Origin of the sequence: Roseicyclus sediminis (assembly GCF_025515305.1) — a bacterium.
In the GTDB taxonomy this organism is placed as follows: domain Bacteria; phylum Pseudomonadota; class Alphaproteobacteria; order Rhodobacterales; family Rhodobacteraceae; genus Roseibacterium; species Roseibacterium sediminis.
Map to the genome: position 1 here is coordinate 16,938 of NZ_JAOPHT010000018.1, position 22,630 is coordinate 39,567.

At 65.6% G+C, this 22,630-nt stretch carries 15 protein-coding genes, 1 tRNA gene and 1 pseudogene; 8 read left to right on the plus strand and 9 right to left on the minus strand.

Translation table 11 applies throughout. From position 1 onward, the window contains the following. Positions 1-3 precede the first annotated feature (3 nt). A complete protein-coding gene (locus N8I71_RS17670; protein WP_262879351.1) occupies positions 4-1,044 on the minus strand; it encodes an ABC transporter ATP-binding protein in 1,041 nt (346 codons plus the stop codon). Positions 1,045-1,328: 284 nt separating this feature from the next. Between N8I71_RS17670 and N8I71_RS17675 the strand changes: the two genes are divergently transcribed. From N8I71_RS17675 to N8I71_RS17690, 4 genes are all read left to right on the plus strand, one after another. After that, a complete protein-coding gene (locus N8I71_RS17675) occupies positions 1,329-2,567 on the plus strand; it encodes an ABC transporter substrate-binding protein (protein WP_262879352.1) in 1,239 nt (412 codons plus the stop codon). 82 nt (positions 2,568-2,649) lie between these two features. Beyond that, complete coding sequence (locus tag N8I71_RS17680) at positions 2,650-3,678, plus strand: carbohydrate ABC transporter permease (RefSeq protein ID WP_262879353.1); 1,029 nt, start codon at positions 2,650-2,652, stop codon at positions 3,676-3,678. Between the two features lie 4 nt (positions 3,679-3,682). After that, complete coding sequence (locus N8I71_RS17685) at positions 3,683-4,558, plus strand: carbohydrate ABC transporter permease (protein ID WP_262879354.1); 876 nt, start codon at positions 3,683-3,685, stop codon at positions 4,556-4,558. A 97-nt stretch (positions 4,559-4,655) separates the two neighbouring features. Further along, entirely contained in the window at positions 4,656-5,660 is a 1,005-nt protein-coding gene (locus tag N8I71_RS17690) for a nuclear transport factor 2 family protein (RefSeq protein WP_262879388.1), read from the plus strand. Here N8I71_RS17690 and N8I71_RS17695 read toward each other — a convergent pair. The 8 genes from N8I71_RS17695 to N8I71_RS17730 all read right to left on the minus strand — a co-directional run bounded on the left by N8I71_RS17695 (position 5,647) and on the right by N8I71_RS17730 (position 16,364). Beyond that, positions 5,647-6,603: an ABC transporter permease gene (locus N8I71_RS17695; protein WP_262879355.1), complete on the minus strand. Its 957-nt coding sequence runs from the start codon at positions 6,601-6,603 to the stop codon at positions 5,647-5,649. The two genes, N8I71_RS17690 and N8I71_RS17695, sit on opposite strands and share 14 nt — an antisense overlap. Then, on the minus strand, positions 6,600-8,114 hold the full coding sequence (locus N8I71_RS17700) for a sugar ABC transporter ATP-binding protein (protein WP_262879356.1): 1,515 nt from the start codon (positions 8,112-8,114) through the stop codon (positions 6,600-6,602). The genes N8I71_RS17695 and N8I71_RS17700 overlap by 4 nt, the downstream gene beginning before the upstream one ends. Before the next feature lie 61 nt (positions 8,115-8,175). Further along, positions 8,176-9,090, minus strand: a complete 915-nt coding sequence (locus N8I71_RS17705; protein WP_262879357.1) for a substrate-binding domain-containing protein — start codon at positions 9,088-9,090, stop codon at positions 8,176-8,178. A gap of 63 nt (positions 9,091-9,153) precedes the next feature. Beyond that, the gene (locus N8I71_RS17710; protein ID WP_262879358.1) at positions 9,154-10,620 is read right to left on the minus strand and encodes a xylulokinase; all 1,467 of its coding nucleotides are present in this window, start codon (positions 10,618-10,620) and stop codon (positions 9,154-9,156) included. Positions 10,621-10,745: 125 nt separating this feature from the next. Further along, the gene (locus N8I71_RS17715; RefSeq protein ID WP_262879359.1) at positions 10,746-11,993 is read right to left on the minus strand and encodes a winged helix-turn-helix domain-containing protein; all 1,248 of its coding nucleotides are present in this window, start codon (positions 11,991-11,993) and stop codon (positions 10,746-10,748) included. Positions 11,994-12,059: 66 nt separating this feature from the next. Beyond that, positions 12,060-13,952, minus strand: a complete 1,893-nt coding sequence (locus N8I71_RS17720) for an acyl-CoA synthetase (protein ID WP_262879360.1) — start codon at positions 13,950-13,952, stop codon at positions 12,060-12,062. 103 nt (positions 13,953-14,055) lie between these two features. Continuing rightward, positions 14,056-15,897 (minus strand): ABC transporter transmembrane domain-containing protein, encoded by a 1,842-nt coding sequence (locus tag N8I71_RS17725; protein ID WP_262879361.1) that lies wholly within the window; start codon positions 15,895-15,897, stop codon positions 14,056-14,058. Positions 15,898-16,290: 393 nt separating this feature from the next. Then, a tRNA-Gly gene (locus N8I71_RS17730) sits at positions 16,291-16,364 on the minus strand. A 581-nt stretch (positions 16,365-16,945) separates the two neighbouring features. Here N8I71_RS17730 and N8I71_RS17735 point away from each other — a divergent pair. The 4 genes and pseudogenes from N8I71_RS17735 to N8I71_RS17750 all read left to right on the plus strand — a co-directional run. Beyond that, complete coding sequence (locus tag N8I71_RS17735) at positions 16,946-18,253, plus strand: SIR2 family protein (RefSeq protein ID WP_262879362.1); 1,308 nt, start codon at positions 16,946-16,948, stop codon at positions 18,251-18,253. Next, complete coding sequence (locus N8I71_RS17740; protein WP_262879363.1) at positions 18,240-20,048, plus strand: ATP-binding protein; 1,809 nt, start codon at positions 18,240-18,242, stop codon at positions 20,046-20,048. The genes N8I71_RS17735 and N8I71_RS17740 overlap by 14 nt, the downstream gene beginning before the upstream one ends. Before the next feature lie 225 nt (positions 20,049-20,273). Continuing rightward, positions 20,274-21,623, plus strand: coding sequence for a ComEC/Rec2 family competence protein (locus N8I71_RS17745; protein WP_262879364.1), 1,350 nt, complete (start codon positions 20,274-20,276; stop codon positions 21,621-21,623). A gap of 269 nt (positions 21,624-21,892) precedes the next feature. Further along, a pseudogene (locus tag N8I71_RS17750) lies at positions 21,893-22,593 on the plus strand (transposase); the annotation flags it as partial. Positions 22,594-22,630 lie beyond the last annotated feature (37 nt).

Sequence of the window (22,630 nt, forward strand, 5' to 3'; positions counted from 1 at the left end):
GGCTCAGAGCCGCGCCCCCGTCGCCGCGTCGAAGACATGGCAGATCGAGGCGGGGATGTGCGCGGTGAACGGATCGTCGATCTCGGCCCGGAAATCCTTGGGCGCCTTGACCGAGACAAGCTCGTGCCCGAGGCGCACCGTCACCATGGTCGAGTCGCCCAGAAGCTCCAGCGTGTAGATCGGCGCGCTGAGTTCGGCCCCGCCCTCCAGCATCGCGTCCTCGGCGCGGAAACCCAGCACCGACTTGCCGTCGCGCGCCGAAAGCCCCTCGATCCGGATGCCGCGCCCCTCGAAGACGCCGCCCTTCATCTCGCCCTCGACGAGGTTCATCGCCGGGCTTCCGATGAAGCTCGCCACGAAGGTGTTGGCGGGGTTGTCGTAGATGTCGGTGGGCGTGCCCACCTGCTGCACCACGCCCTTGTTCATCACGACGACCCGGTCGGCGAGCGTCATCGCCTCGATCTGGTCATGGGTGACGTAGATCGTGGTGACCTTGAGCTCGTGGGACAGGTTCTTGATCTGCGCCCGGGTCGAGACGCGGAGTTTGGCGTCGAGGTTCGACAGCGGTTCGTCCATCAGGAAGACGTTCGGCTGGCGCACGATGGCGCGCGCGAGCGCAACGCGCTGCCGCTGGCCGCCCGAAAGCTCGGCGGGGCGGCGGTGAAGGAAATCCGTCAACTCCACCATCTTTGCCGCGCGCATCACCCGTTCCTTGTGGGTGGCGGGGTCGATCTTGCGCACCTTCAGGGGGAAACGGATGTTCTCGTAGACGTCGAGGTTGGGGTAGAGCGCGTAGCTCTGGAACACCATGGCTACGTCACGATCCTTGGGATCGAGGTCGTTGATCCGCTTGCCGTCGATCAGGATCTCGCCGCCGGTGATCTCCTCCAGCCCCGCGATCATCCGCATCGTCGTGGTCTTGCCGCAGCCCGAGGGCCCGAGCAGCACGAGGAACTCGCGATCGGCAATGGTGAGGTTGAAATTCTCCACGCCGACGAAGCTGCCCCAGCGCTTGGAGAGGTTCCTGAGCTGTATCTCGGCCATGGCGAAGAGCCCTCCCCGGGGCTTCGGATTGCATACGTTTTCATCAACGCTAGCGCCGAATCCAAAAACCGCGCAAGCCTTATTTTCCGTATGGTTCAGCCGATGGCGAGGCCGCGGAAAAACCTTGCCAGACCGGGGCGCCATGGCTCAGGATTGAAAACGTATGCAAGCCTGGGCGCGATTCGCACCGGCCGAGGCGGGCGTGAACAAGAATACAACGGGGCAGGCATGACCCGCGGCCGGAGGCCGGGGCGCGCCAGCCAAGAAACAGGGAGCTGACAGCAATGCGTTTCACCCCGATGACGACCCTCACCGCGGTCGCCACGATCATGACAGCCGGCACCGCGATGGCCGATTGCGGCATAGAGAGCGGCCGTGTCGCGATCCTCTCGAACGACTTCCCCGCGCTGCACGCGATGGCCGAGGGCGCGGCGGAATGCGCATCCGGAACCGTCGAGGTCACCGCGAACCAGACGACCGAGCACCGCGACCTGCAGGTCGCCGCGCTGACGGCGAACCCGGCGGAGTATACCGCGGCGATCGTCGCCAACTCCTCGATCGTGCCGCTTCTGAACGAGGGCCTTATCCGGCCGCTCGACGACCTGATCGCGCAGTATGCGCCCGACCTGCCGATGACCAACCGCATCACGATCGACGGACAGGTCATGGCGGTGGCCTTCATGGCCAACGCGCAGCACCTCTTCCTGCGCTCGGACATCCTGGAGCAGGTGGGCGCCGAGCAGCCGACGACCTACGAGGAAGTGCTCGAGGTGCTGGCCGCCGTCCGCGAGGCCGGGATCATGGAGCATCCCTGGGCGATGAACACCGGCTCCGGCTGGAATCTCGGCGAGGAATTCGTCAACATGTACATGGGCTTCGGCGGGGACCTGTTCGAGCCCGGCACCGCGATGCCCGCGATCAACAACGAGACCGGTCTCGCCACGCTCCAGATGCTGGCGGCGCTGAACGAATACGCCAACCCCGACTTCCTGACCTTCGACTCCAACGCCACGCAGGCGCTGTGGGAGTCAGGCGAACTGGCCGCGGCCTACATGTGGGGCTCGCGCGGGGGCGGCATCCTCGATGACGAGAACTCCACGCCCGAGATCACCGGCGCGACCGTCCTGACCGCGGCCCCGACCGTGGGCGGCGGCGACATCCCGGCCTCGACGCTCTGGTGGGACGGGTTCACCATCGCGGCCAACATCTCCGACGAGGACGCGGCGGCGACCTTCCAGGCGCTGATGCACGGCCTGCGGCCCGAGGTGATCTCGGCCAACAACGACGCGGCGGTCTGGCTGATGCCGGGCTATACCCCCGGCGCGCCGGCAGCCGGTGTCGCGGCGACCGCGCAGGCGGGCACCCGGCCCTACCCGATGCTGCCCTATGTCGGCCTGATGCACACCGCGCTCGGCAATGAGCTGGCGCAGTTCCTGCAGGGCGAGGAAAGCGCCGAACAGGCGCTGGCCGATGTCGAGGCCGCCTACACGGCCGCGGCCCGCGAACAGGGCTTCCTGCAGTAACGACCGCCCCGGGCGCGGCGGACCTCTCCCGCCGCCGCGCCCAGACCTCCGCCCCGCCAGACCCGGCAGCCGCGAGGCCCCAATGCCCCATCGCACCTTCATCTGGTTCATCCTGCCCTCGCTTGCCGCGATGATCCTGTTCATCGCGCTGCCGATCGTGTCCGTCCTGGTCCAGTCGCTGCATGTCGAGCACGAACAGGTGCTCGTGACGGTGGAGAACTGCGGCCCCTTCGGCTGCACCGAGGAAACGCGCGTCGACCGCGAGGCGACGGCGGAACTGCGCGAGGCGCAGCCGCTCGGCCGGTTCAACGGGTTCGGGACCTATCTCGACCGCGGCCACCTCGCGACGCAGGAACTGGCCGCCGCGTGGGAAAGCTCGGAAAGCCTCGGCGCCTTCTGGGGGCAGGTCATGAACCTGCCCTTCTACCGCGCGCTCGTCTTCACGCTGGCCTACACGTTCATCGTCACGCCCTTGGTGCTGATCCTCGGGCTCGCCATCGCGCTTGGCGTGAACGGCCTGCCGCGGATGCTGCGGGGCCCGACGATCTTCTTCTCGCTCCTGCCGATGATCGTGACGCCGCTGATCGGGTCGCTCGTGCTGTTCTGGATGATTGACGCGGACGGCGTGATCGGAGCGACGCTCCAGATCCTGTTCGACGACCCCGACCTGTCGCTCAAGGCCTCGCCGACGCTGACCTGGATCACGCTGTTCATCTACGGGGTCTGGTCCTCGGCCCCCTTCGCCTTCATCGTCTTCTACGCCGGCCTCCAGACCGTGCCCGAGGAAACGCTCGAGGCCGCGATGATCGATGGCGCAAGCCGCTGGGAGCGCATCCGATACGTCGTCATCCCGCACCTGATGCCGCTGGCCGTCTTCATCACGCTGATGCAGTTGATGGACAACTTCCGCGTCTTCGAGCCGATCGTCGGCTTCCAGGCGCAGGCGAGCGCGACCTCGCTCAGCTACCTCATCTATTCGAGCCTGCGCGGCGACACGCAGCAATTCGGCTCGGCCGCGGCGACCTCGATGCTGACCATCCTCGGGGTGTCCATCCTGCTGGCGCCGGTGCTGATCCGCACCTGGCGCGACTTCAACCGCAAGAGGGCTTAGGGACATGGCCGCGCATCGCAAATCGACCGCGCTGGTCGTCGTCTCGACGGCGCTTGTCGCACTCTGGGTGATCCTGGCGGCGTTTCCGTTCCTCTGGACCCTCTGGGGCTCGTTCAAGGTTCAGGGCGACTTCTTCTCGCGCTCGGACTGGATGAACGCGATCACCGGGCCGCTCACGCAGGAGCAGACCGGCGGCGCCTTCACCGGGCGCGGCTACTGGGGCGCCTGGATCGAGAGCGGGTTCTGGCGGAACGTGATGAACACAGGGATCGTGGTGGTCTGCACCGTCATCATCTCGCTGACGCTCGGCACGCTTGGCGGCTACGCGCTGGCGCGCTCGGGGTTCCGTTATGCCTTCTGGCTCCTCATGATCGCGCTGGTGTTCCGGGCGATGCCGCACATCACGCTGGTGTCGGGCTACCTCCTGCCGTTCTTCCAGTGGAACCTATGGGGGCATCTGCCGACCGCGATCATCGTGCTGGTGGCGATCAACCAGCCCTTCACCCTGTGGATGCTGCACTCCTTCTTCCTGAACATCCCCAAGGACCTCGACGAAAGCGCGATGGTCGACGGCTGCACCCGGTTCCAGGCGTTCCGGCACGTCATCATGCCGGTGATGTGGCCGGGGGTCATCACGACGGGCCTGTTCAGCTTCCTGCTGGCCTACAACGACTTCGCGGTGACGGCGATGCTGCTGTCCTCGGAGAACCAGACGATGGTGCCGCGGATCGCGTCCTTCCTGGGCTCGGTCCAGCAGGAAGGGAACGTCATGTTCGCCGTCGCCGCCGTTGTCTCGGCCACCGCGCCGCTCTTCGTGCTGATCCTGTTCTTCCAGCGCCAGATCGTCAGCGGCCTGACCGCGGGGGCGGTCAAGGGGTGAGCGGCGGCGTTCGGACCGGCCGCGCGCCCCTCCCTTGACCGGCACGCTTTCGAGGCAGAGACACCACCCCATGAACATCCAGTCCCCGGACGCCACCATGACCGACTTCCAGGCGGAAAAGGCGCTTGTCCGCGCCCACCATGCCGCCCTTTCCGCCGCCACGCCCGAGACCGTCGCCGCGGCCCTTGCAGCCCACACGAGCGCCGACTGGCACTGGCGCGGCATGTGCCCCTTCGACGAGCGTCGGGGGGCCGCGGCGGTGGCCGAGGTCTTCTGGGCACCGCTGCTGGCGGCTCTGACCTCGATGCAGCGGCGGGAGGACATCTTCTTCGCCGGCCTGAACGAGATCGACGGATTCTCCGGGCGCTGGGTGGTGTCGATGGGCCACCTCATGGGCCTGTTCGACGCGCCCTGGCTGGGGATCCGCCCGACCCGGAAACTGGCGATGCTGCGCTACGCGGAGTTCCACCGGGTCGCGGACGGCCGGATCGTGGAGACCGCGCAGTTCGTCGACATCCCGCACCTCATGGTCCAGGCCGGACAGAACCCCTTCGGCCCCGCAACCGCCCAGCATCTCGTCCAGCCCGGCCCCCGGACACACGATGGCCTGCTCGACGATCCGCAACCGGCGGAAGACGGGGTGGCGACGCTCTCCGCGATCAACGCCATGATCGGCGATCTGGGGACCTGGAGCCTGGGCCTTCCGCTGGAGGAGGAGCTTCGCCGCACTTGGGTCGAGGACATGCTGTGGTGGGGGCCCGAGGGGATCGGCGCCACTTACACGATCCCGCGCTATGCGAAACAGCATTCAGGCCCCTTCCGCGCGGCCTTCACCGACCGGACGCGCACGGGCCACATCGCGCGGCTGGCCGAGGGGCATTACGGCGGCTTCTTCGGCTGGCCCAACTTCACCGCACGGCACAAGGGCGGCTTCATGGGCCTGCCGGGCACCGACCGCCCGGCCGAATTCCGCGTGGTCGACATCTACCGGCGCGAGGGCGACAAGCTGGCCGAGAACTGGGTGTTCATCGACATTCTGCATTTCTACCGCAGCCAGGGGGTCGACCTTCTGGCGAGGATGGAGGCGATCAACGGCGGCTGAAGACGCCGAGACGCCCGGAGGCGACGGCGAGGATGATGATGGTGCCCACCAGCACCTCGCGGATGTAGCTGTCGACGTTCATCTGCGTCAGCCCGTTGTCGAGCAGGCCCAACAGCAGCACGCCGAGAAGCGTTCCGAGGACGCGCGGTTCCCCCTCCTCGCTCATGGTCATGCCGAGGAAGACGCAGGCGATGGCGTCGAGCATCAGCCCGTCACCCTGGGTCGGGTTGGCCGAGGCCACGCGGGAGGCGTACATCAGCCCCGCGATGGCCGCGCCCAGCCCGGTGAAACAGAAAGCCAGAAGCCTCAGCTTCACGACGCGGGTGCCCGCAAGCCGCGCGGCCTCGATATTGCCGCCGATGGCATAGAGCCGGCGGCCATAGGGCGTCTGTTCCAGCACGACCCAGATGACGGCGAGAACGGCGACGGCAACCAGCGTCAGCGCGGGGATGCGGAGGTCGCCCGCCTCCAGCGCGGAGCGTGCGAAGCCGGAAAAGGAGGCCGGGATATCGCGCCCGAAGATCGTCCGCCCGTCCGAGACGACGAAGGCAAGGCCGCCGAAGACGGTCATCGTGCCGAGCGTCGCGACGAAGGGCAGGATGCCGAGGACGCTGACCAGAACCCCGTTCAGAAGGCCGGCCAGCACACCCGCGCCCAGCGCCGCCGCGATGGCGAGGCCCACGGGCCAGCCCGCGACGAAAAGGGTCGCGGCGACCACCCCGGCAAGCGACGCCATGGCGCCCACGGAAAGGTCGAAATCGCCCATGGCCATGACCACGGTCATGGTGAAGGCGACGACCGCGAGCATGGAGACCTGCTGCGTCACGTTGAGGAGGTTGCGCGCGGTCAGGAACGTGTCGGGCAGGTTCAGCGCGAAGAAGACCACCATCGCGGCGAAGCCCAGAAGCGTGCCGTAGCGGCGCAGATGGGAGGCAAGTGTCATGCTGCGGCCTCAACGGACGCATCGCCGTAGATCATGGCGAGAAGACGCGCGGGGCCGAGGCCCTGCGCCGGCACGATCCCCGCCTGCCGCCCGGCCCGCAGGATCAGGATACGGTCGGAAAGGCCGATGAGTTCCGGCAGGTCGCTGGAGGCCATGACGACCGCCGTCCCCTGCCCGCTCAGGGTTCTGATCATGCCGTAGATGTCGGCCCGCGCGCCCACGTCGACGCCGCGCGTGGGCTCGTCGAGAAGCGCCAGGCGCGGGGCACCCGCGATCGCCCGGGCGAAGACCACCTTCTGCTGGTTGCCGCCGGACAGGGTGCCTGCGCTCTGGCCGATGCTTTCGCATTTCAGCCGCACCTCGCGGCCGCGCGCCTCGGCCTCCGCGCGTTCGGCACGGGGACGGGACCAGAGGCCCGCCAGCGAAAGGCGGGACAGGTGCGGAAGAACCACGTTGTGCGATATGGCGCGCGACAGCATCAGCCCCTCGCGCCGACGCTCTCGCGGGACATAGGCAATGCCGCTCAGCCATGCGTCGGCTGCGGAACGGGGGCCGGCGCGCCCCTCGTGGCGGACGGTGCCCGAGCACGGCATGTCGCCGAGGATCGCGCGCAGGATCTCGGACTGGCCGGAGCCTTCGAGGCCCGCAAGCCCGATGATCTCGCCGGGGCGGAGGGTGAAACTCACGCCGCTCGCAGGACCGGCGGCGAGGTCCCGCACGTCCAGCACCGCGCCCTGCCCCGGCTCCGTCTGCCGGGCCGGATAGGCGTCGGCCACGTCGCGCCCCGTCATCGCGGCGATGATCCCCTCCTTGGAGGTCTGGGACATGGCACAGCTCAGCGCCACGGCCCCGTCCCGCAGCACCGTCACGCGGTCGGCGATTTCCACCACCTCGCCCATCCGGTGGGAGACATAGAGGATCGCGGCCCCCCGCGCCTGCAACTCGCGGATCACGGCGAACAGGCGCTCGGCCTCGGCGTGTGTCAGGGCGGCGGTGGGCTCGTCCATCACGAAAACGGACGGCGCGGTGTCGTCGGCGGCCACCAGCCCGGCCAGGACCGTCAGCATCCGGTCACCGGTCGACAGGCTGCCCGCGCGCGCGCCGGGATCGATATGGGTGGCACCGAAGCGGGCCAGCGCCTCGCCCGCGCGCTGCTTCATCGCGCGCCAGTCGACGGCGAAGCCGAGGCGGCGTGGCGTGCGGCGGGACAGAAGGATGTTCTCGGCCACGCTGAGCGACGGGACGATGTTCAGCTCCTGGTGGACGAAGCGCAGGCCGAGGGCCGCCGCGTCATCGGGCGTGACCAGACGATGCTCGGCCCCGTCGACCGTCAGGCGCATGGCGTCGGCGGGAACGATGCCCGCCAGAACCTTGATCAGCGTGGACTTGCCCGCCCCGTTCTCGCCCATGAGCGCATGGACCTCGCCCGCCCGCAGGCCGAGGTCCACGCCGCGCAGCACACGGGCCGGGCCATAGCTCTTGTCGAGGCCGGAGATCTTCAGTTCGCGCATGGCGCCCCATGGAAAGGGGCAGCCGCTTCGGGCTGCCCCAGGTTTCGGTCCGGGTTCTCGGTCAATCGGCCACGTTGGCCGAGGTGATGAGGCGGGTCGGCACGTAGGTGACGGGCGCGGTGATCGTCTCGCCCGAGACGAGGCGCGCGACGGCCTCGGCCGCGGCCGCCCCGATCCCCTCGAAGTCCTGCGCCATGGAGGCCTCGAAGTTGCCGCCGGCCGCGATCGCGTCGCGCGCCTGCGGGTTTGCGTCCATGCCGACGATCACGATGCCTTCACCCGCGCGCCCTGCATCCTCGACCGCCTGCAGCGCGCCGAGCGCCGGCTGGTCCCATGCGGCCCACACGGCGGAGATGCTGCCGGGCTCGGGGTTCGCGGCCAGAAGCGCCTCCATCTGTGCCCGGCTGTCGGCGATGCCGCCGTCCTGCACGTCGGGGGTCACGCGGGCGATCACCTCGATGTCCGGCGTGTTGGCGAAGATCGCGTCTGCGATGACGCCGCGGATCTGCACCGGCGGGAAGGGGTCGAAGACGAACATCACCACGTTGCCCTGCCCGTTCAGGCGGTTGACGACATAGGCCGCGGTCTCGGCGGCCATGGCGTACCCGTTCGAGGTGACGTTGGTGGCGACATAGGGGGACATGCCCGCATCCATGCCGACCACCGGGATACCGGCGTCGGCGGCCATGGCGAGGCCGGCCTCGACCTGCGCGGGGTCGACGTTGATGACGATGGCATCCACGTTCTGGGTGACGGCGTCCTCGATCCGGCTGATGACGGCGGCGATGTCGCCCGCCGTGTCGATGACGTTGACCTCCCAGCCGCGCCCCTCGGCGGCGGCCTCGAAGCCGTCGATGTAGAACTGGGTGCCCGGCTGCGCGAGATAGGGGGTGATGACGGCCACCCTTTCCTGCGCGGTGGCGGCGGTTGCCAGCACCATGGAAGCGGCGCCGATCAGAATGCTCTTGACGTTCATGGGGTTCCCTCCTTCGGACCTGTTGCGCGGACATTGCCCCGGCCTTGAAGCGGGAGCAAGCGCCTAGCCCATGGCGGCCAGCGCGTGGTTGGTCGCCCGCGCGGCCTCGTAGGCGGGGCGGTAGAGCGCGTAGAGCGCCTCGGCCCGCGCCGCGCCCCGGGGATCGGGCTCGTAGGTCCGGTCGAAGGAGACGGCATGGGCGAGCGCGGTGTCGAGATCGGGCTGAAGGCCGGCGGCGACGGACGCGAGCGCGGCGGCGCCGAGCGCGCCCGGATCACGGGCCGAAAGGCGTTGCAGACCTCGCCCCAGGACATCGGACCGGATCTGGTTCCAGGTGTCCGAGGCAAAGCCCCCGCCGCCGCACTGGAGAAGCCGCGCGTGGGTGCCGGAGGATGCGTCGAGTGCCGCGAAGGCCAGCCGCACCGACATCGCCACGCCCTCCAGCACCGCGCGCGCCATCTCGGCCCGGCCCATGCCTGCGTCCAGGCCAAGGAAGGTCCCACGCGCGGAGGCGTCCCAGATCGGCGCCCGCTCGCCCGACAGATGCGGCAGGAACAGCAGACCCGGCCCCTCGGGCGCAAGCGCCGCGACCTCCGCCATCAGAGTATCGGGGTCGGTGTCGAAGAGCCGGCAGAGCCAGGCGAGCGATGCGCCGCCCGATTGTGTCGGCGCGGCATGGAGCGTCAGGCCCATGTGCGGCGGAAAGACCAGCGCGCCCTCGGCGGGGTGGACCTTCGAGGAGATCACGCCCGGGATCTCGCTGGTGCCCGAGAGATACATCGCATCGCCCTCGGCCTTCACCCCGACCCCGAACATCGAGGCCCAGGCGTCCATGAGGCCGGTCGCGACGGGCACCGGGCGGTCCGCGCCCGGCAGCGTCGTCGTTCCGGCGACGGAGGCCGGGTCGCGCAGTTCGGGCAGGCGGGCGGCGGCCCCCTCGATCCGGGCGAAGAGGTCCGCGACGAAGCGGCCGTCCTGCCCGACCGCGCCGATCTGGCTGACGGGGTCGGAGACATGGGCGCCGGTCAGCTGCCCGATGACCCAGTCCTTCGGCAGCAGGACGCGGGCGGTCGCGGCCCAGACCTCGGGCTTCGCCTCCTCCATCCAGGCCATGCGGGCGGCCATGTGGCTGGCGTCGACGCCCATGGGCGCGCCGAACCAGGCGAGACGCTCCTGTTGCGTGATCGTGGCGTCGAGCGCGGCGGCGGCGGCACGGGCACGCGTGTCGGCCCAGGTGATCGCGGGATGCATCGGCCGGCCGCTGTCATCCGCGAAGACATGGGTGTTGACCTGCGAGGTGATGCCGATGGCGGCAATGGCGGGCGCGAGCCCTTCGGCCGCGATCCCTGCGAAGGCGTCACCGAGACAGGCCATCCAGTCGGCCGGGTCCTGCTCGACGAAGGCGCCGGCGCGGCGGGTGGGATAGGCACGGGCAAAGCGGTGACGCTCGGCCCCTTCCATGTCGTAGACCACCGCCTTGACCGCCGTGGTTCCGATATCGATCCCGAGGATCAGCGCCTGCGTCGCCATGGGGTCTCATCCTTCCGTTCCGGCGCGAAGCCTGGCCTCGGCGCCCGGCTGCCGCCAGATCCCGATCGCGGCCTGTTCGAGTTATCCACATCATGAAAATACATGAAGTTATTGTATTTCATATATTATGATCGATTGTCCACAAACGGCATTTCACCAGAATCACCCGCCTCCCTGAGCCAGTCCGGTGCATACTCGATCCGGGCGCACCCCGCGAAACGCGCCGCGCGCTCGATCTCGGAGGTGAGGCGCGCGATCCGGCCCTTGCCCATGCGTACGCCGCGCTCGGGCCAGAAGGCGCGGACATCGAGGACCTCACGGCCCGCCCGCGCGGCCATGTCGACCCGGCCCGCGAGGCGGTCGCCCTCCATCACCGGGAACACGTAGTAGCCATAGCGCCGCTGCGCCTCGGGGACGAAGATCTCGATCCGGTAGTGGAAGCCGAACAGCCGCTCGGCCCGCTTGCGGTCGCGCAGCGCGGGGTCGAAGGGACTGAGCACCCGCATCCGGGCGGGCGGTTCAGGGAGGTCCGACAGGGTATCAAGCGTCTCGGGCCACATGACGGAGCGGCGCAGCTGTCCATCGGCGCCCTCGAGACCGGCCTCGACAACCCTGCCCCCGTCCAGTGCACCGGCGACCCAATCCTTTGCCTCGGCCGGCGTGACAAGGTCGAAGAAAGCGGCAAGTTCGCCGCTGGTGGCGAAACCCAGCCGGTCGAGCGCGGCGGCGCAGGCCCAGTCGACGGTTTCCTCCGGGTCGGGATGGTGCGCGTTCAGGGCCTCGGGCGGGATCACGCGGTGCGAAAGGTCGTAGAGCTTGCGGAACCCCTCGCGCCGCGTGACGGCCAGTTCACCCGAGCGCCAGAGGTATTCGAGCGCGGTCTTGGACGGGTGCCAGTCCCACCAGCCGGTCGATTTCGTCGGACGTTCGCCCGAGAAGTCGCCGCTGGACACGGGCCCCTCCGCGTCGACATGGGCGAGGATGCGGTCAAGCTCGCCGTGGAAGGCGTCCCCGTGCCAGTTCTTCCAGCGGCCATGAAGCCGCTCCCGGTCACGCGCGAAGCGCAGGCGCCAGTGCGGGTAGAAGGTGACCGGGATGATCGAGGCGTCGTGGGTCCAGTGCTCGAAGGTGCCGCGTGCGCGGTCGTTCAGCCAGCGCAGGCTTGCGGGGCGATAAGCCGGACGGCGCGACCAGAGGATCAGGTCATGGGCGCGCGCGAGCGTGTTGACGCTGTCGACCTGCACAAAGCCCAGGCGTTCCACGAGATCGCCGAGCGCCTGCCCCGTGGCCGGGCCTGCGGGCGGTTCGGCCAACGCGTGGCGGTCGAGGAACAGGCGCCGCGCGACGGCGTTGGGAACGACGGGCAGGCTCATCGCTCGCGCCGGTTCTGGCCGGAAAGCCCCTCGTTTGCGCCCGATCCCGCGAATGGTCGCATCGTCTCAATGCGCCCGCCATTCCCAGGGCCGGGTAAACTCGCCCAGGACCTTGCGCACCTCTTCTTCCTCGACGTCGCCCATGCGCTTCAGCTCGGCGACGAGGCCCAGTTTCTTGTCCTCGTGCACCGCGGCCACGCGGGCCGGCAGGCCCGCCTCCTCCAGCGCGGCGTTGTAGACGCGCGTGATGGCGCGTTTCCTGAGATCGGGCTTGAACACCTTGCCGACGGCGGTCTTGGGCAATTCGTCGAGGATTTCCAGATGCTTGGGGATCGCCGCGCGCTCGTGGATATGCTCCTTGCACCAATCCATGAGCTCGTCCGTCGTCACCTGCGCACCGCTCACGAGTTCCACGTAGACGCACGGAAGTTCGCCGGCGAAGGCGTCGGGCTGGCCGATGGCGCCGGCCATCGCGACGGCGGTGTGACCGGCCAGCGCCTCCTCGATCTCGGCGGGGTCGATGTTGTGGCCGCCCCGGATGATCAGGTCCTTGGCGCGGCCCGTGATCCAGAGATAGCCGTCGCCGTCGATGCGGCCCAGATCGCCCGTCCGCAGCCATCGGCCGAAATGGTAGAGATCCTGGTTCTTGGCACCCTCGGTATAGGTGCCGCCCTCCAGGACACCGGGATTGTCGACGCAGATCTCGCCAACCTCGTCCACGTCGCAATCGATGGGGCCGGATGGCGTCTGCTTCAGGATGCGCACCCGGCAATGGGGGAAGGGAATGCCGACCGAGCCGATCTTCTTCTCCCCGTCGACGGGGTTGCAGGAGACGAGGCAGGTCGCCTCCGTCAGGCCGTAACCCTCGATCAGTTTCACGCCGGTCGCCTTCTCGAAGCGGTGGAACAGCTCCACCGGCAGCGGCGCGGAGCCGGAGAAGGCCGTTTTCACCGTCGAGACATCGGCATCCACAGGCCGCTGCATCATCGCGGCGATGGCGGTAGGCACGGTGATGATGAAGGTCACCTGCCAGCGTTCGACCAGCTTCCAGAAATTGTCGAACACGCCCTCGCCCCGGTAGCCCTGCGGCGTCGGCAGGATCATGTGTCCGCCCGAGGCGACCATGGCCATCAGGATCACGTGGCAGGCGAAGACGTGAAAGAGCGGCAGGGGACAGATCACGTTGTCCGTTTCGGTGAACAGGAGCGTATGGCCCACCCAGCCGTTGTAGATCATGCCCGAATAGGTGTGCTGCGCGACCTTGGGCATGCCGGTGGTGCCGCCGGTGTGGAAATAGGCCGCGACGCGGTCGGTCTTTCCGTCCCCGAAGGTCAGGCGGTCGCGCGGGTGCTTCGCCACCTCCTTGTCCCAGTCGACCACGCGGGCGCGGTGGCCTGTCGGGTTCTTGGGCCGGATGAAGGGAACGATGAACTTCTTCAGCCCCGTGAGATAGCGAAGAAGATCGACCTCCAGCACAACCTGCACGTTCGGCGCGTTGCGCACCGCCTCCGCCATCTTCTGGGCCACGTCGGTCTTCGGGAATTCCTTGAGCGTGACGACGACCTTCGCGTTCGTCTCCCGCAGGATCGCGGCGATCTGCTCGGGCTCCAGCAGCGGGTTGATCGGGTTCACGATCCCCGCCACCGCGCCGCCCAGGATCGTCACCGCCGTCTCGGTGCAGTTCGGCAGGACGAAGGCGACGGTGTCCGTCTCGGTCACGCCCAGCGCGCGGAACATGTTCGCGGCCTGCGTGACGCGGGCGTGAAGCTCGGTCCAGGTCAGCGTCTCGGCCTTGTCCCTCGGCCCGGAAAACATCTGGAACGTCAGGGCGTTCCGGGGCCCGTGGCGCGCGGCCGTGTCACTCAGCAACTCGTAGAGCGTTGTCGCGGGCAGGCTTTGGGGCCAGGGCATGTCCGCCTCGATCCCGGCCACGTCCTCGCGATTGGCGAATCTCACCATGCCGTCCTCCCTTCGGTGCACCCGCCGCCCGCTTGTTTCCCCCGGGCGTCCGGGTGCGCCCAGCATGTGGGCAAGCGACGCGCCGCGCAAGCGATACGCGTGGTCACTCGGCGGCGAGGCCCTCGGTGAACTGGAGCCGCGCGAGCCGGGCATAAAGGCCGCCCTCCGCCACGAGGCTGTCATGGGTGCCCTCGGCCACGATGCGCCCGCCCTCGAAGACGAGGATGCGGTCGGCCTGCTTCACGGTAGCGAGCCTGTGGGCCACGATCAGCGTCGTGCGCTCCTCCGAGAGGCGGGCCACGGCGTCCTGCACGAGGCGTTCGCTCTCGGCATCGAGCGCGCTCGTCGCTTCGTCCAGCAGCAGGATCGGCGCATCCCGCAGGATGGCGCGGGCGATGGCGATACGCTGTTTCTGCCCGCCCGAAAGCATGAGGCCCCGCTCGCCCACGTAGGTGTCGTACCCCTGCGGCAGCTCCACGAGGAAGTCGTGGGCGGCGGCGGCGCGGGCGGCGGCCTCGACCTCGGCATCCGTGGCGTCGGGCCGGCCGAAGCGGATGTTCTCGCGCGCGGAGGCGGCGAAGATCACCGGGTCCTGCGGCACCAGCGCCATCGCCGAGCGGAAGGTCTCGCGCCGCATCTCGGTCAGCGGAACGCCGTCGAGCGTGATGCGTCCCGACCCCGGATCGTAGAAGCGCAGCAGAAGCTGGAAGACGGTCGACTTGCCCGCACCGGACGGGCCGACAAGGGCCACGGTCTCACCCGGCCGGATCGTGAAGCTGACGCCGCCGAGGGCATGGCTTTCGGGCCGCGTCGGATAGTGGAAGACCACGTCCTCGAAGGCGATGGACCCGCGCCCGCCCTGCGTCAAGGCGCGCCCCTCGGCCGGATCCTCGACCGTGTCCTTGGTATTGAGAAGCTCGACCAGCCGCTCGGTGGCGCCGCTCGCGCGCTGCAGCTCGCCCCAGATCTCGCTCAGGGCGCCGACCGAGCCGCCGACCATGATCGCGTAGATCAGGAACTGGATCAGCTCGCCCACCGACATCGCCTCGGCCCGCACGTCGCGCGCGCCGATCCAGAGGACGCCGACGATCCCCGTGAACACCAGCGAGATGACGATGATCGTCATGATCGCGCGGGTGGCGATGCGCTTCCTCGCGCTGTCGAAGCTGCGCTCGGTCACCGCGTCGAACTGCGCCGCCGAGGGCTTTTCATGGGTGAAGGCCTGCACGGTCTGCACCGACAGGAGCGCCTCGGAGGCGTTCCCCGAGCTTTCCGCGATCCAGTCCTGGCTCTCGCGGCTGAGGACACGCAGTCGGCGGCCGAGCAGCACGATGGGCACGATGACCAGCGGCACGATCAGAAGGACCGCGCCCGAAAGCTTGGCCGAGGTGAAGAACATGAGGACGAGGCCGCCCAGCAGGATCAGGAGGTTGCGCAGCGCGATCGACACCGACGAGGAGATGACGCTGAGCAGGAGCGTCGTGTCGGTGGTGATCCGGCTCAGGACCTCGCCGGTCATGATGCGCTCGAAGAAGGCCGGGCTCATCCCGATCATGCGGTCGAACACGGCCTTGCGGATGTCGGCCACCACCCGCTCGCCCAGCCGGGTCACGAGATAGAAGCGCAGCGCGGCGCCGCCGGCGAAGATGATCGCGACCACGACCAGTGCGAGGAAATACTTGTCGAGCAACTCGACGCTGCTGGTCTCGAACCCGTCGACCACGCGGCGCACCGCCAGCGGGATGGTGAGCGAAACGAACGCCGTCAGAACGAGCGCGCCGAAGGCCGCCGCCAGCAGTCCCTTGTACGGCGCGAGGAAGGGGCCAAGCGCCTTCAGGCTGCCGATGCGGCGCGATTTCTCGCGCTGCTCGGCCGCGCTGGCGGGCGCGGGCGCGGGCAGCGATGCGCCCGATCTCGGTGTCGTCGGTGGCCCGGAAGCTGCCATGTCCTGTCGCGTCTCTTTCCGTTGCAACCGTAGCGATAGCCTCAGGGGACCGATGGCACAAGGCGAGGCGGATGCCAAAGGCATCGGACGCGATGTCACGGGGGGATCGGGAAAGAGGCTGGAGCGGGCGGCGGGAATCGAACCATCACCAGGAGCCTGGAAGGCTCATGTCCAAATCCGTGATTTTTCCCCTAAGTCAAACCACCAGACGGACTAACCACCTCAATCTACGGGCCATTTTTCGGTCGGGGCTTATTGGAGCGGGCGACGGGAATCGAACCCGTATCTCTTGCTTGGAAGGCTATGGCTACAAGCCCTTAAACTGAATATTTTTCAATAATATAGGCGATAAAAAAGCGCAATATTGTAGGTAATCTGTCGGAGGCGTCGTGCTGGAGCGGGTGGCGGGAATCGAACCCGCGCGTTCAGCTTGGAAGGCTGACAGGCTACCATTACATCACACCCGCACAGCGTGCCCAGCTAGCGTATACGTCGAAGACGGTCAAGTGAACGCTCGCTGAGCCAGAACCGCCATCGAGTGCCGGCGCCAACACCAAAACACCAAATGCCAGCACTCCCTGCTGGATTACAGAACGCTGGCACCCGAGGTAGCGCAGTCGCCGGCCTGTCCAACCGCAGCTCCGAAACCCGTCATGCGCAAAGATTGAAGCCGGTTCACTTCATCGGGGCAAGCCATTCAATGGCGGCCCTCAGCTGACACTCGGGTCCAGTTGGACAACTTCCAGATGCCGCCATTCGGCCCCTCTTCCGTTCATCAGCCCATCCGTGCCTGACGTGAACCGTGACCTATAGGCCCATAGCCGTAGGCACCGGCGGGTGCTTTTCGCAGCATCACCTTGCGTGCTGCGCCCTCACATTGGCAGAGCGGTCACGGCGCAAACCTGCAAACCGGTACATTCAGGTTGAAAAGGAGTAGATGGGCCTGCAACTTGGCGTCGAGACCATTGTACCCCTCGCAGCGTGTAGAGGCGCCCGTGCCAATAGTGTGGATCAACAGTAGAATAGTGAGTTTTTCGCGGGAGTGCCCTTGAGCTACTGGACCAATCAACCACCGTCCGCAAACAACCTACGGCTGTTTCAGTCCGATGGGACGTGGCTCGCCTGGGATGATCGCGAGGAAGACGGAAAGACCCGCCGGGGAGCAAAAGGACAGGTCGAAGAACGACTGCTGTCGGCGCTGAATGCGACCAACTTGATGGCCCTACTTGGTTCGGGCGCATCTTTTGCGGCTAAGAACGCGGACGGGAAGCAAGCCCCTGGGATGGGTGATCTCTGGGACGATGCCCGACAGAAGGTTGGGGAGGCAGATTTCGACAAGGTTGTAGCCAAGGTTTGGGGCGCAACCGACAAGAAGGACATCGAGTCGCTTCTCAGTCTCTGCAAGATGACGGTCGAGCTGCAAGCCGCCCGTGGGGCAGACATTAGCCAAGATGCATCTGACGGCGAGCAGCTTGACCTGCCATCCTTCATCCAAAAAGCCGAACAGGCGATATTGGATCGCGTCGACTTTGTTTCAGAAAAGACCGACCTTATCTCCCACAAGGAGTTCTTGCGGCGCCTCGCCCGCCGAAGTGCCGAGAAGGCGCGGGTGAAGCTCTTCACGACGAACTACGACCGCTGCATCGAGGAAGCTGCCGTCGCCCGTAACCTCGCCCTTATCGACGGCTTTTCTCACTCTGCGGTCCAACGGTTTAACCGCGACCACTTTCAGCAGGACATCGTGCGGCGATCCGCCAGCAGCACGCGCGCAGACTACGTTGATGGCGTTTTTCACCTCTACAAGCTGCACGGCTCGATGGACTGGCGGCGGCGCAAGGCCGATGGCGTGGTCATACGCCGCCTTGGTCACGACGAGAACCATGAGCCAGTACTGATCTATCCGCGCTCATCGAAATATCAGGAGGCGTTCGCGCCGCCCTACCTCGACATGTTCGCGGCTTGGCAGGCGGCATTGCGAGACCCCGACACCACATTGATCGTCAGCGGTTTCGGATTTGCCGACGATCACATTAGCGCTCCGATCTGGTCCGCGCTTGAGTCGAACCTCTCAATCCGTCTAGTGCTTTGCGATCCCTGCTTCGTGCCGGTCGGCAAACTTAACGTGAGCGTGGTCGACACTCAAGATCACGTCATCTCACAGACCGAGGATACGTTGCGCGCATACCAGCAACGCATTTTGAGCCTGGTAAAGGAGGGCGATAGCCGGGTCATGGTCCTCAACGGCCGTTTCAGCGACTTGGCCCTCGCATTGCCCGAGATCATGGGTGAGACCGACCGGCAGCGGCTGGAGGCACGGCTCGAACGCATCCGGGGGCAGGACCATGTCGACGGATGAGCGCTCGGCGTTGATTGACGGGGAGAAGCGCCTTGGTACCGTGACCAAAGTTAGCGCTTCCGGGATCGAACTGAACCTGCCACAAGCCCTCGCCGCGGCCGGTCGGCGTGGCATCGCGCGTGGTACGGTGGGCGACTTCGTCTTCATCGACTGCGACCGGGCAGTCATCCTCGGGCGCATTGTCGAGGTAAGTGTCCCAGACCGAAACCGTCCCGCGCTGGAGCGGCAGATCGAGCGTGAGCCGAACGTAGAGCCGGTCGGCAGAGTTCAACTGCTCGCCACCATTCAAAAGATCCAAAAGCTTGCACTCGGGGCCGTCTCGCCCACTCAGGCGGTCGCAAGGGGCGTTCTAGAGACTCCACGCGTTGGCGATGGTGTTTTTGAAGCTAGCGGCTCGGCGCTTTCACAATCGATCCAGACTGCGTTGTTCGATGGTGTTTTCGTCCCAAATGACGGATCGCCGATCGCCGTGTCCCTCGGTCGAATATCTGGCATCGACGACGCCGAAATAGCGTTGCCGCCGGAAAAGCTGTTCGGCCGCCATTGTGGCATATTCGGCGCGACCGGCGGCGGGAAGAGCTGGACGTTGGCAAAGCTCGTCTCCGAAGTCGCTCGGCTGGGCGGCAAGGCCATCGTATTTGACCCGACCGGCGAGTTCTCGGGCAAGCTGCCCGGTGCGGTTGAGTACGTCTTCACGCGGGCCGAAGATGACCAGACGCTGGTCAGGTTTCCTTCTGAAAGGATGACCGAGTTGTCGCTCTTCGCGCTCCTGCGCCCCACCGGTCAAAGCCAAGGACCGACCATGCGCGAGGCCATTAGGAGCTTAAGGTTGGCACGCGCGTTGGCGACCGACCAGCAAATGCAAGCACAGGACATCGCTCAAGGCAGGCAATACTCCGACCAATCATTCGGGACTGTCAGGGTCGAACAGGCGGGCACGATCCGCAAGACCGGCCAGAAGATCGCTGAATTCAACAGGGCTACAGAGCGCTACGCCACCGAAATCGCGAGCGAAAACTGCAACTTTGATATCCATCGGTTGACCGATCAGATCGCGAATGAGTGCATCTGGCCGGATGATCGCAACGACCGGTCAAAATTCGGCGGGCCGAACGACTCTACGTTGGGATACTGCAACACGCTGATCGTGCGCATGCGTGGAATGCTGGTGTCCTCAGAGCTGCGATGCCTGTTCGGGAACGAGGGCGAAGATATTTGCGCCCTCCTCGATGGCTTCCTGAACGACTCGCAACAACGGGTATGCCAGATCTCGTTCAAGAATGTCAGTTTCAACCACAACGCCCGCGAACTGCTTCTGAACACAATAGGCGAGTATCTCCTCGGCCTCGCCCGTGCCGACCGCTTCCGGACGCAGCCTGTCATCTGCTTCCTCGATGAGGCACATCAGTTCATGGGTCGTTCTGTCGGGGATGAGTTCAACAGCGTCTCGCTCGATGCGTTCGGCCTGATCGCCAAAGAGGGCCGGAAGTACGGTCTGACGACTGTTCTCGCCACACAGCGCCCCCGCGACGTTCCGCAGGACGTGCTGAGTCAGCTTGGTACGTTGTTTGTCCATCGGCTTACGAATGAGCGCGACCGCGAGACAATCGAGCGGGCCTGCGGTGATCTGGACAGGTCCGCTGCTGCATTTATCCCGTCGTTGAGCCAAGGCGAGGCAATTGTCTTAGGGCCAGATCTTCCCGCACCGCTTCCGATCCAAATTACTCCGCCGGATAAAGCTGCACAGCCAACCTCGCGCGGTCCGGATTATCAACGCACCTGGAGGCAAATCTGATCGAGTTCACCTTACTGGCGTCGCGCGGAACGACTTTAACCCGTACGCCTGCGTCCAGCCGCAAAGGACGGGCCGAAGCGACGCTCACTGAGCAAACCGCTGCCTTTCTACTTCATCAAGCTAGTCATTCGCGAAGATGTTCTGCAATCTCTTGCGATCGAATGAAGGGTGTTCAGGATACGTCGGGCGGGTATCAACTTTATGGCGAACATCACGGGCACGAAGATGACACTCATCAACCTCCGTCACCAGCGGGCCGTTGGTCAAGGCTTCTTCCATACTGCCGAATTGCAGTCGGAGGACGGTCGGAATCTCCGATACGTCTACGATTGCGGAGCAATGAAGAAGTATGAGACGGCGCGCAACGCCTGTGTCGACGCGTATCTGCGAGATGTTGGCGCGAATGCTGTCTTGGACATATTGTTCATTTCCCATATCCACTTCGACCACATCAGTGGAATCGAACGTCTGTTGGATAAAGCGAACGGACTAGCGGTAGATACCATCGTTATGCCGCTCATCAACGTCGTAGACCGCCTGTTTGCGTATGCGCGAGCTGCTAACGACGACCCCGTCTCGATCAGTGATCCGTTCTTTCGCGAACTGGTCGTGAACCCCGTGAATGCACTGGGACGGTTGGGGCCACGGCAAATTCTGTTTGTCAGACGCGGATCGCCAGATGGTGGGGCGCCGGGCTCTAGAGTTGAGGATGATGACGATCCGGATGGGCCGCGGGATATTCCTCGCGTTTGGGGAGGCGAACGCGATGGAGGCCTGTACTGGAAACTGATCGGTCGAGGCACAGGATACGAATATCAGCAGCCGTTTACCGACTCGGACGGCACTGAGGCGGTCACACACGTCGCCGTGGTTGACGACACTCTGGCAATGGCGACGGCCGGTGGGGAAAGCTGCCCTGAGTGGGTGCTGTCCCCATTTGTTGATCCAACCATCAAGTCGAAAAAGGACCGGTTCCTGAGTGAGCTGGCCTTAGCTCGAAGAATGCCCGTTTCGGATTTGAAGTCTTGGCTTGCGGATGAAGCAAATATTGTAGAACTACTGCTAACGGGTCTGCCCGACCTTACTGCAGCGTATGAAACTGTCGCGAGCGATTTCAATCTGACCTCACTATGTCTCTACTCGGGGCCCAAGACTAACGAGGGCGCAACAGAAGCAGTGTACCAAGCCCGCCTCGGTTCGTATTTTCTAGGACCAACACTGCGCCAAGAAATTGGATGGATCGCCACAGGCGATGCTGCGCTGAGTACAAAGATACGTGCCAAGATTTTTTTAAAGCACTACGGTGGCCATATAGAGAGTGTCGGCACTTTGACTGTTCCACACCATGGATCGGATCATAATCACAATTCAGAATTAATTATGAAGATTGACGCATTTGTCCATGTCGTGGCTGCTGACACTTATTCGAAGTGGAGGCATCCGGGGAGTAAGATTATGCAATGTGTTGCTTCAATCGGTCGCTTCCTCTCGGTTGTAACGAGCAACACGAAATCGGAAGTCGAGGAGGCCGCTTTCGTCAGATGCTCGGCGAAAAAGAAGCCAACGACAGAATAGGGTCTTCCATTGTTGGTTTTCACTCTGCGCAGGGCTTCAATGCTGCAGGCAAGCCCTCGAGGGGCAATGTCTGCTTCCAGTGCTTTTCTTTAGTTCTCTAGCGCGACTGCGCATGGCGGCTCTCCGCCCTTCCCAGGCATCCGCCAGATGTCGCATAATCCGCTGACCTGCTCCCCTGAAACCTCCCCATTCTGAGGTTAGTCTTGACCTGCTCCCCTGAAACCTCCCCATTCTGAGGTTAGTCTGTTCCTCGACAGAGGAGACGGACGATGAAGCGCAGCAGGTTCAGCGAAGAACAGATCATTGGCATTCTGAAGGAGCACCAGGCCGGGCTGAGCGCGGCGGAGCTCTGCCGGAAGCACGGGGTGAGCGAGCCGACGTTCTACAAGTGGCGCTCGAAGTATGGCGGCATGGAGGTGTCGGACGCGAAGCGGCTGAAGGCGCTCGAGGAGGAGAACGCCAAGCTGAAGAAGCTTCTGGCGGAGTCGATGCTGGACGTGTCGACGCTGCGCGAGATGCTTGGAAAAAACTTCTGAGGCCCAGTTCGAGGAGATCTGCCGTGAACTGGGCCATCACCGAGAAGGGCTATTCCCAAAGGCGCGCATGCCGGCTCGTCGGGATCGATCCGTGTGTCTATCGGTATCGTTCGACGCGGGGCGATGACGGGCCACTTCGACGACGCCTGCGCGAACTGTCGTCCGAGCGACGGCGGTTCGGATACCGCCGCCTGCACATACTGCTCCGCCGCGAAGGCTGGGAGGTGAACTGGAAGAAGCTCTACCGCATCTACCGCGAGGAACGGCTGCTCGAGGTGAAGACCACCAATGGCGGCGAGCGCACACCGTCTTTCGTCTCGCCAAACGAGCTGGCCGTGGCCGAACATTACCGAGATTGCTGGCGCCTTGTCCGGGTTTGGAATCTTGCCCGCGATCTGAGGGCATTCGAACTGCGGCCACCCCTCGATAACCACGTCGCGCTGACGCCGACGAGTTTTCGAGCTAGCTTCG

What these genes read in the sequence shown, in the direction of transcription:
- N8I71_RS17725 (WP_262879361.1), bottom strand. Translation starts at nt 15,897, where the DNA reads ATGGCAGCTTCCGGGCCACCGACGACACCGAGATCGGGCGCATCGCTG.
- N8I71_RS17705 (WP_262879357.1), bottom strand. Translation starts at nt 9,090, where the DNA reads ATGAACGTCAAGAGCATTCTGATCGGCGCCGCTTCCATGGTGCTGGCA.
- N8I71_RS17740 (WP_262879363.1), top strand. Translation starts at nt 18,240, where the DNA reads ATGTCGACGGATGAGCGCTCGGCGTTGATTGACGGGGAGAAGCGCCTT.
- N8I71_RS17685 (WP_262879354.1), top strand. Translation starts at nt 3,683, where the DNA reads ATGGCCGCGCATCGCAAATCGACCGCGCTGGTCGTCGTCTCGACGGCG.
- N8I71_RS17690 (WP_262879388.1), top strand. Translation starts at nt 4,656, where the DNA reads ATGACCGACTTCCAGGCGGAAAAGGCGCTTGTCCGCGCCCACCATGCC.
- N8I71_RS17675 (WP_262879352.1), top strand. Translation starts at nt 1,329, where the DNA reads ATGCGTTTCACCCCGATGACGACCCTCACCGCGGTCGCCACGATCATG.
- N8I71_RS17710 (WP_262879358.1), bottom strand. Translation starts at nt 10,620, where the DNA reads ATGGCGACGCAGGCGCTGATCCTCGGGATCGATATCGGAACCACGGCG.
- N8I71_RS17670 (WP_262879351.1), bottom strand. Translation starts at nt 1,044, where the DNA reads ATGGCCGAGATACAGCTCAGGAACCTCTCCAAGCGCTGGGGCAGCTTC.
- N8I71_RS17700 (WP_262879356.1), bottom strand. Translation starts at nt 8,114, where the DNA reads ATGCGCGAACTGAAGATCTCCGGCCTCGACAAGAGCTATGGCCCGGCC.
- N8I71_RS17715 (WP_262879359.1), bottom strand. Translation starts at nt 11,993, where the DNA reads ATGAGCCTGCCCGTCGTTCCCAACGCCGTCGCGCGGCGCCTGTTCCTC.
- N8I71_RS17745 (WP_262879364.1), top strand. Translation starts at nt 20,274, where the DNA reads ATGACACTCATCAACCTCCGTCACCAGCGGGCCGTTGGTCAAGGCTTC.
- N8I71_RS17680 (WP_262879353.1), top strand. Translation starts at nt 2,650, where the DNA reads ATGCCCCATCGCACCTTCATCTGGTTCATCCTGCCCTCGCTTGCCGCG.
- N8I71_RS17695 (WP_262879355.1), bottom strand. Translation starts at nt 6,603, where the DNA reads ATGACACTTGCCTCCCATCTGCGCCGCTACGGCACGCTTCTGGGCTTC.
- N8I71_RS17720 (WP_262879360.1), bottom strand. Translation starts at nt 13,952, where the DNA reads ATGGTGAGATTCGCCAATCGCGAGGACGTGGCCGGGATCGAGGCGGAC.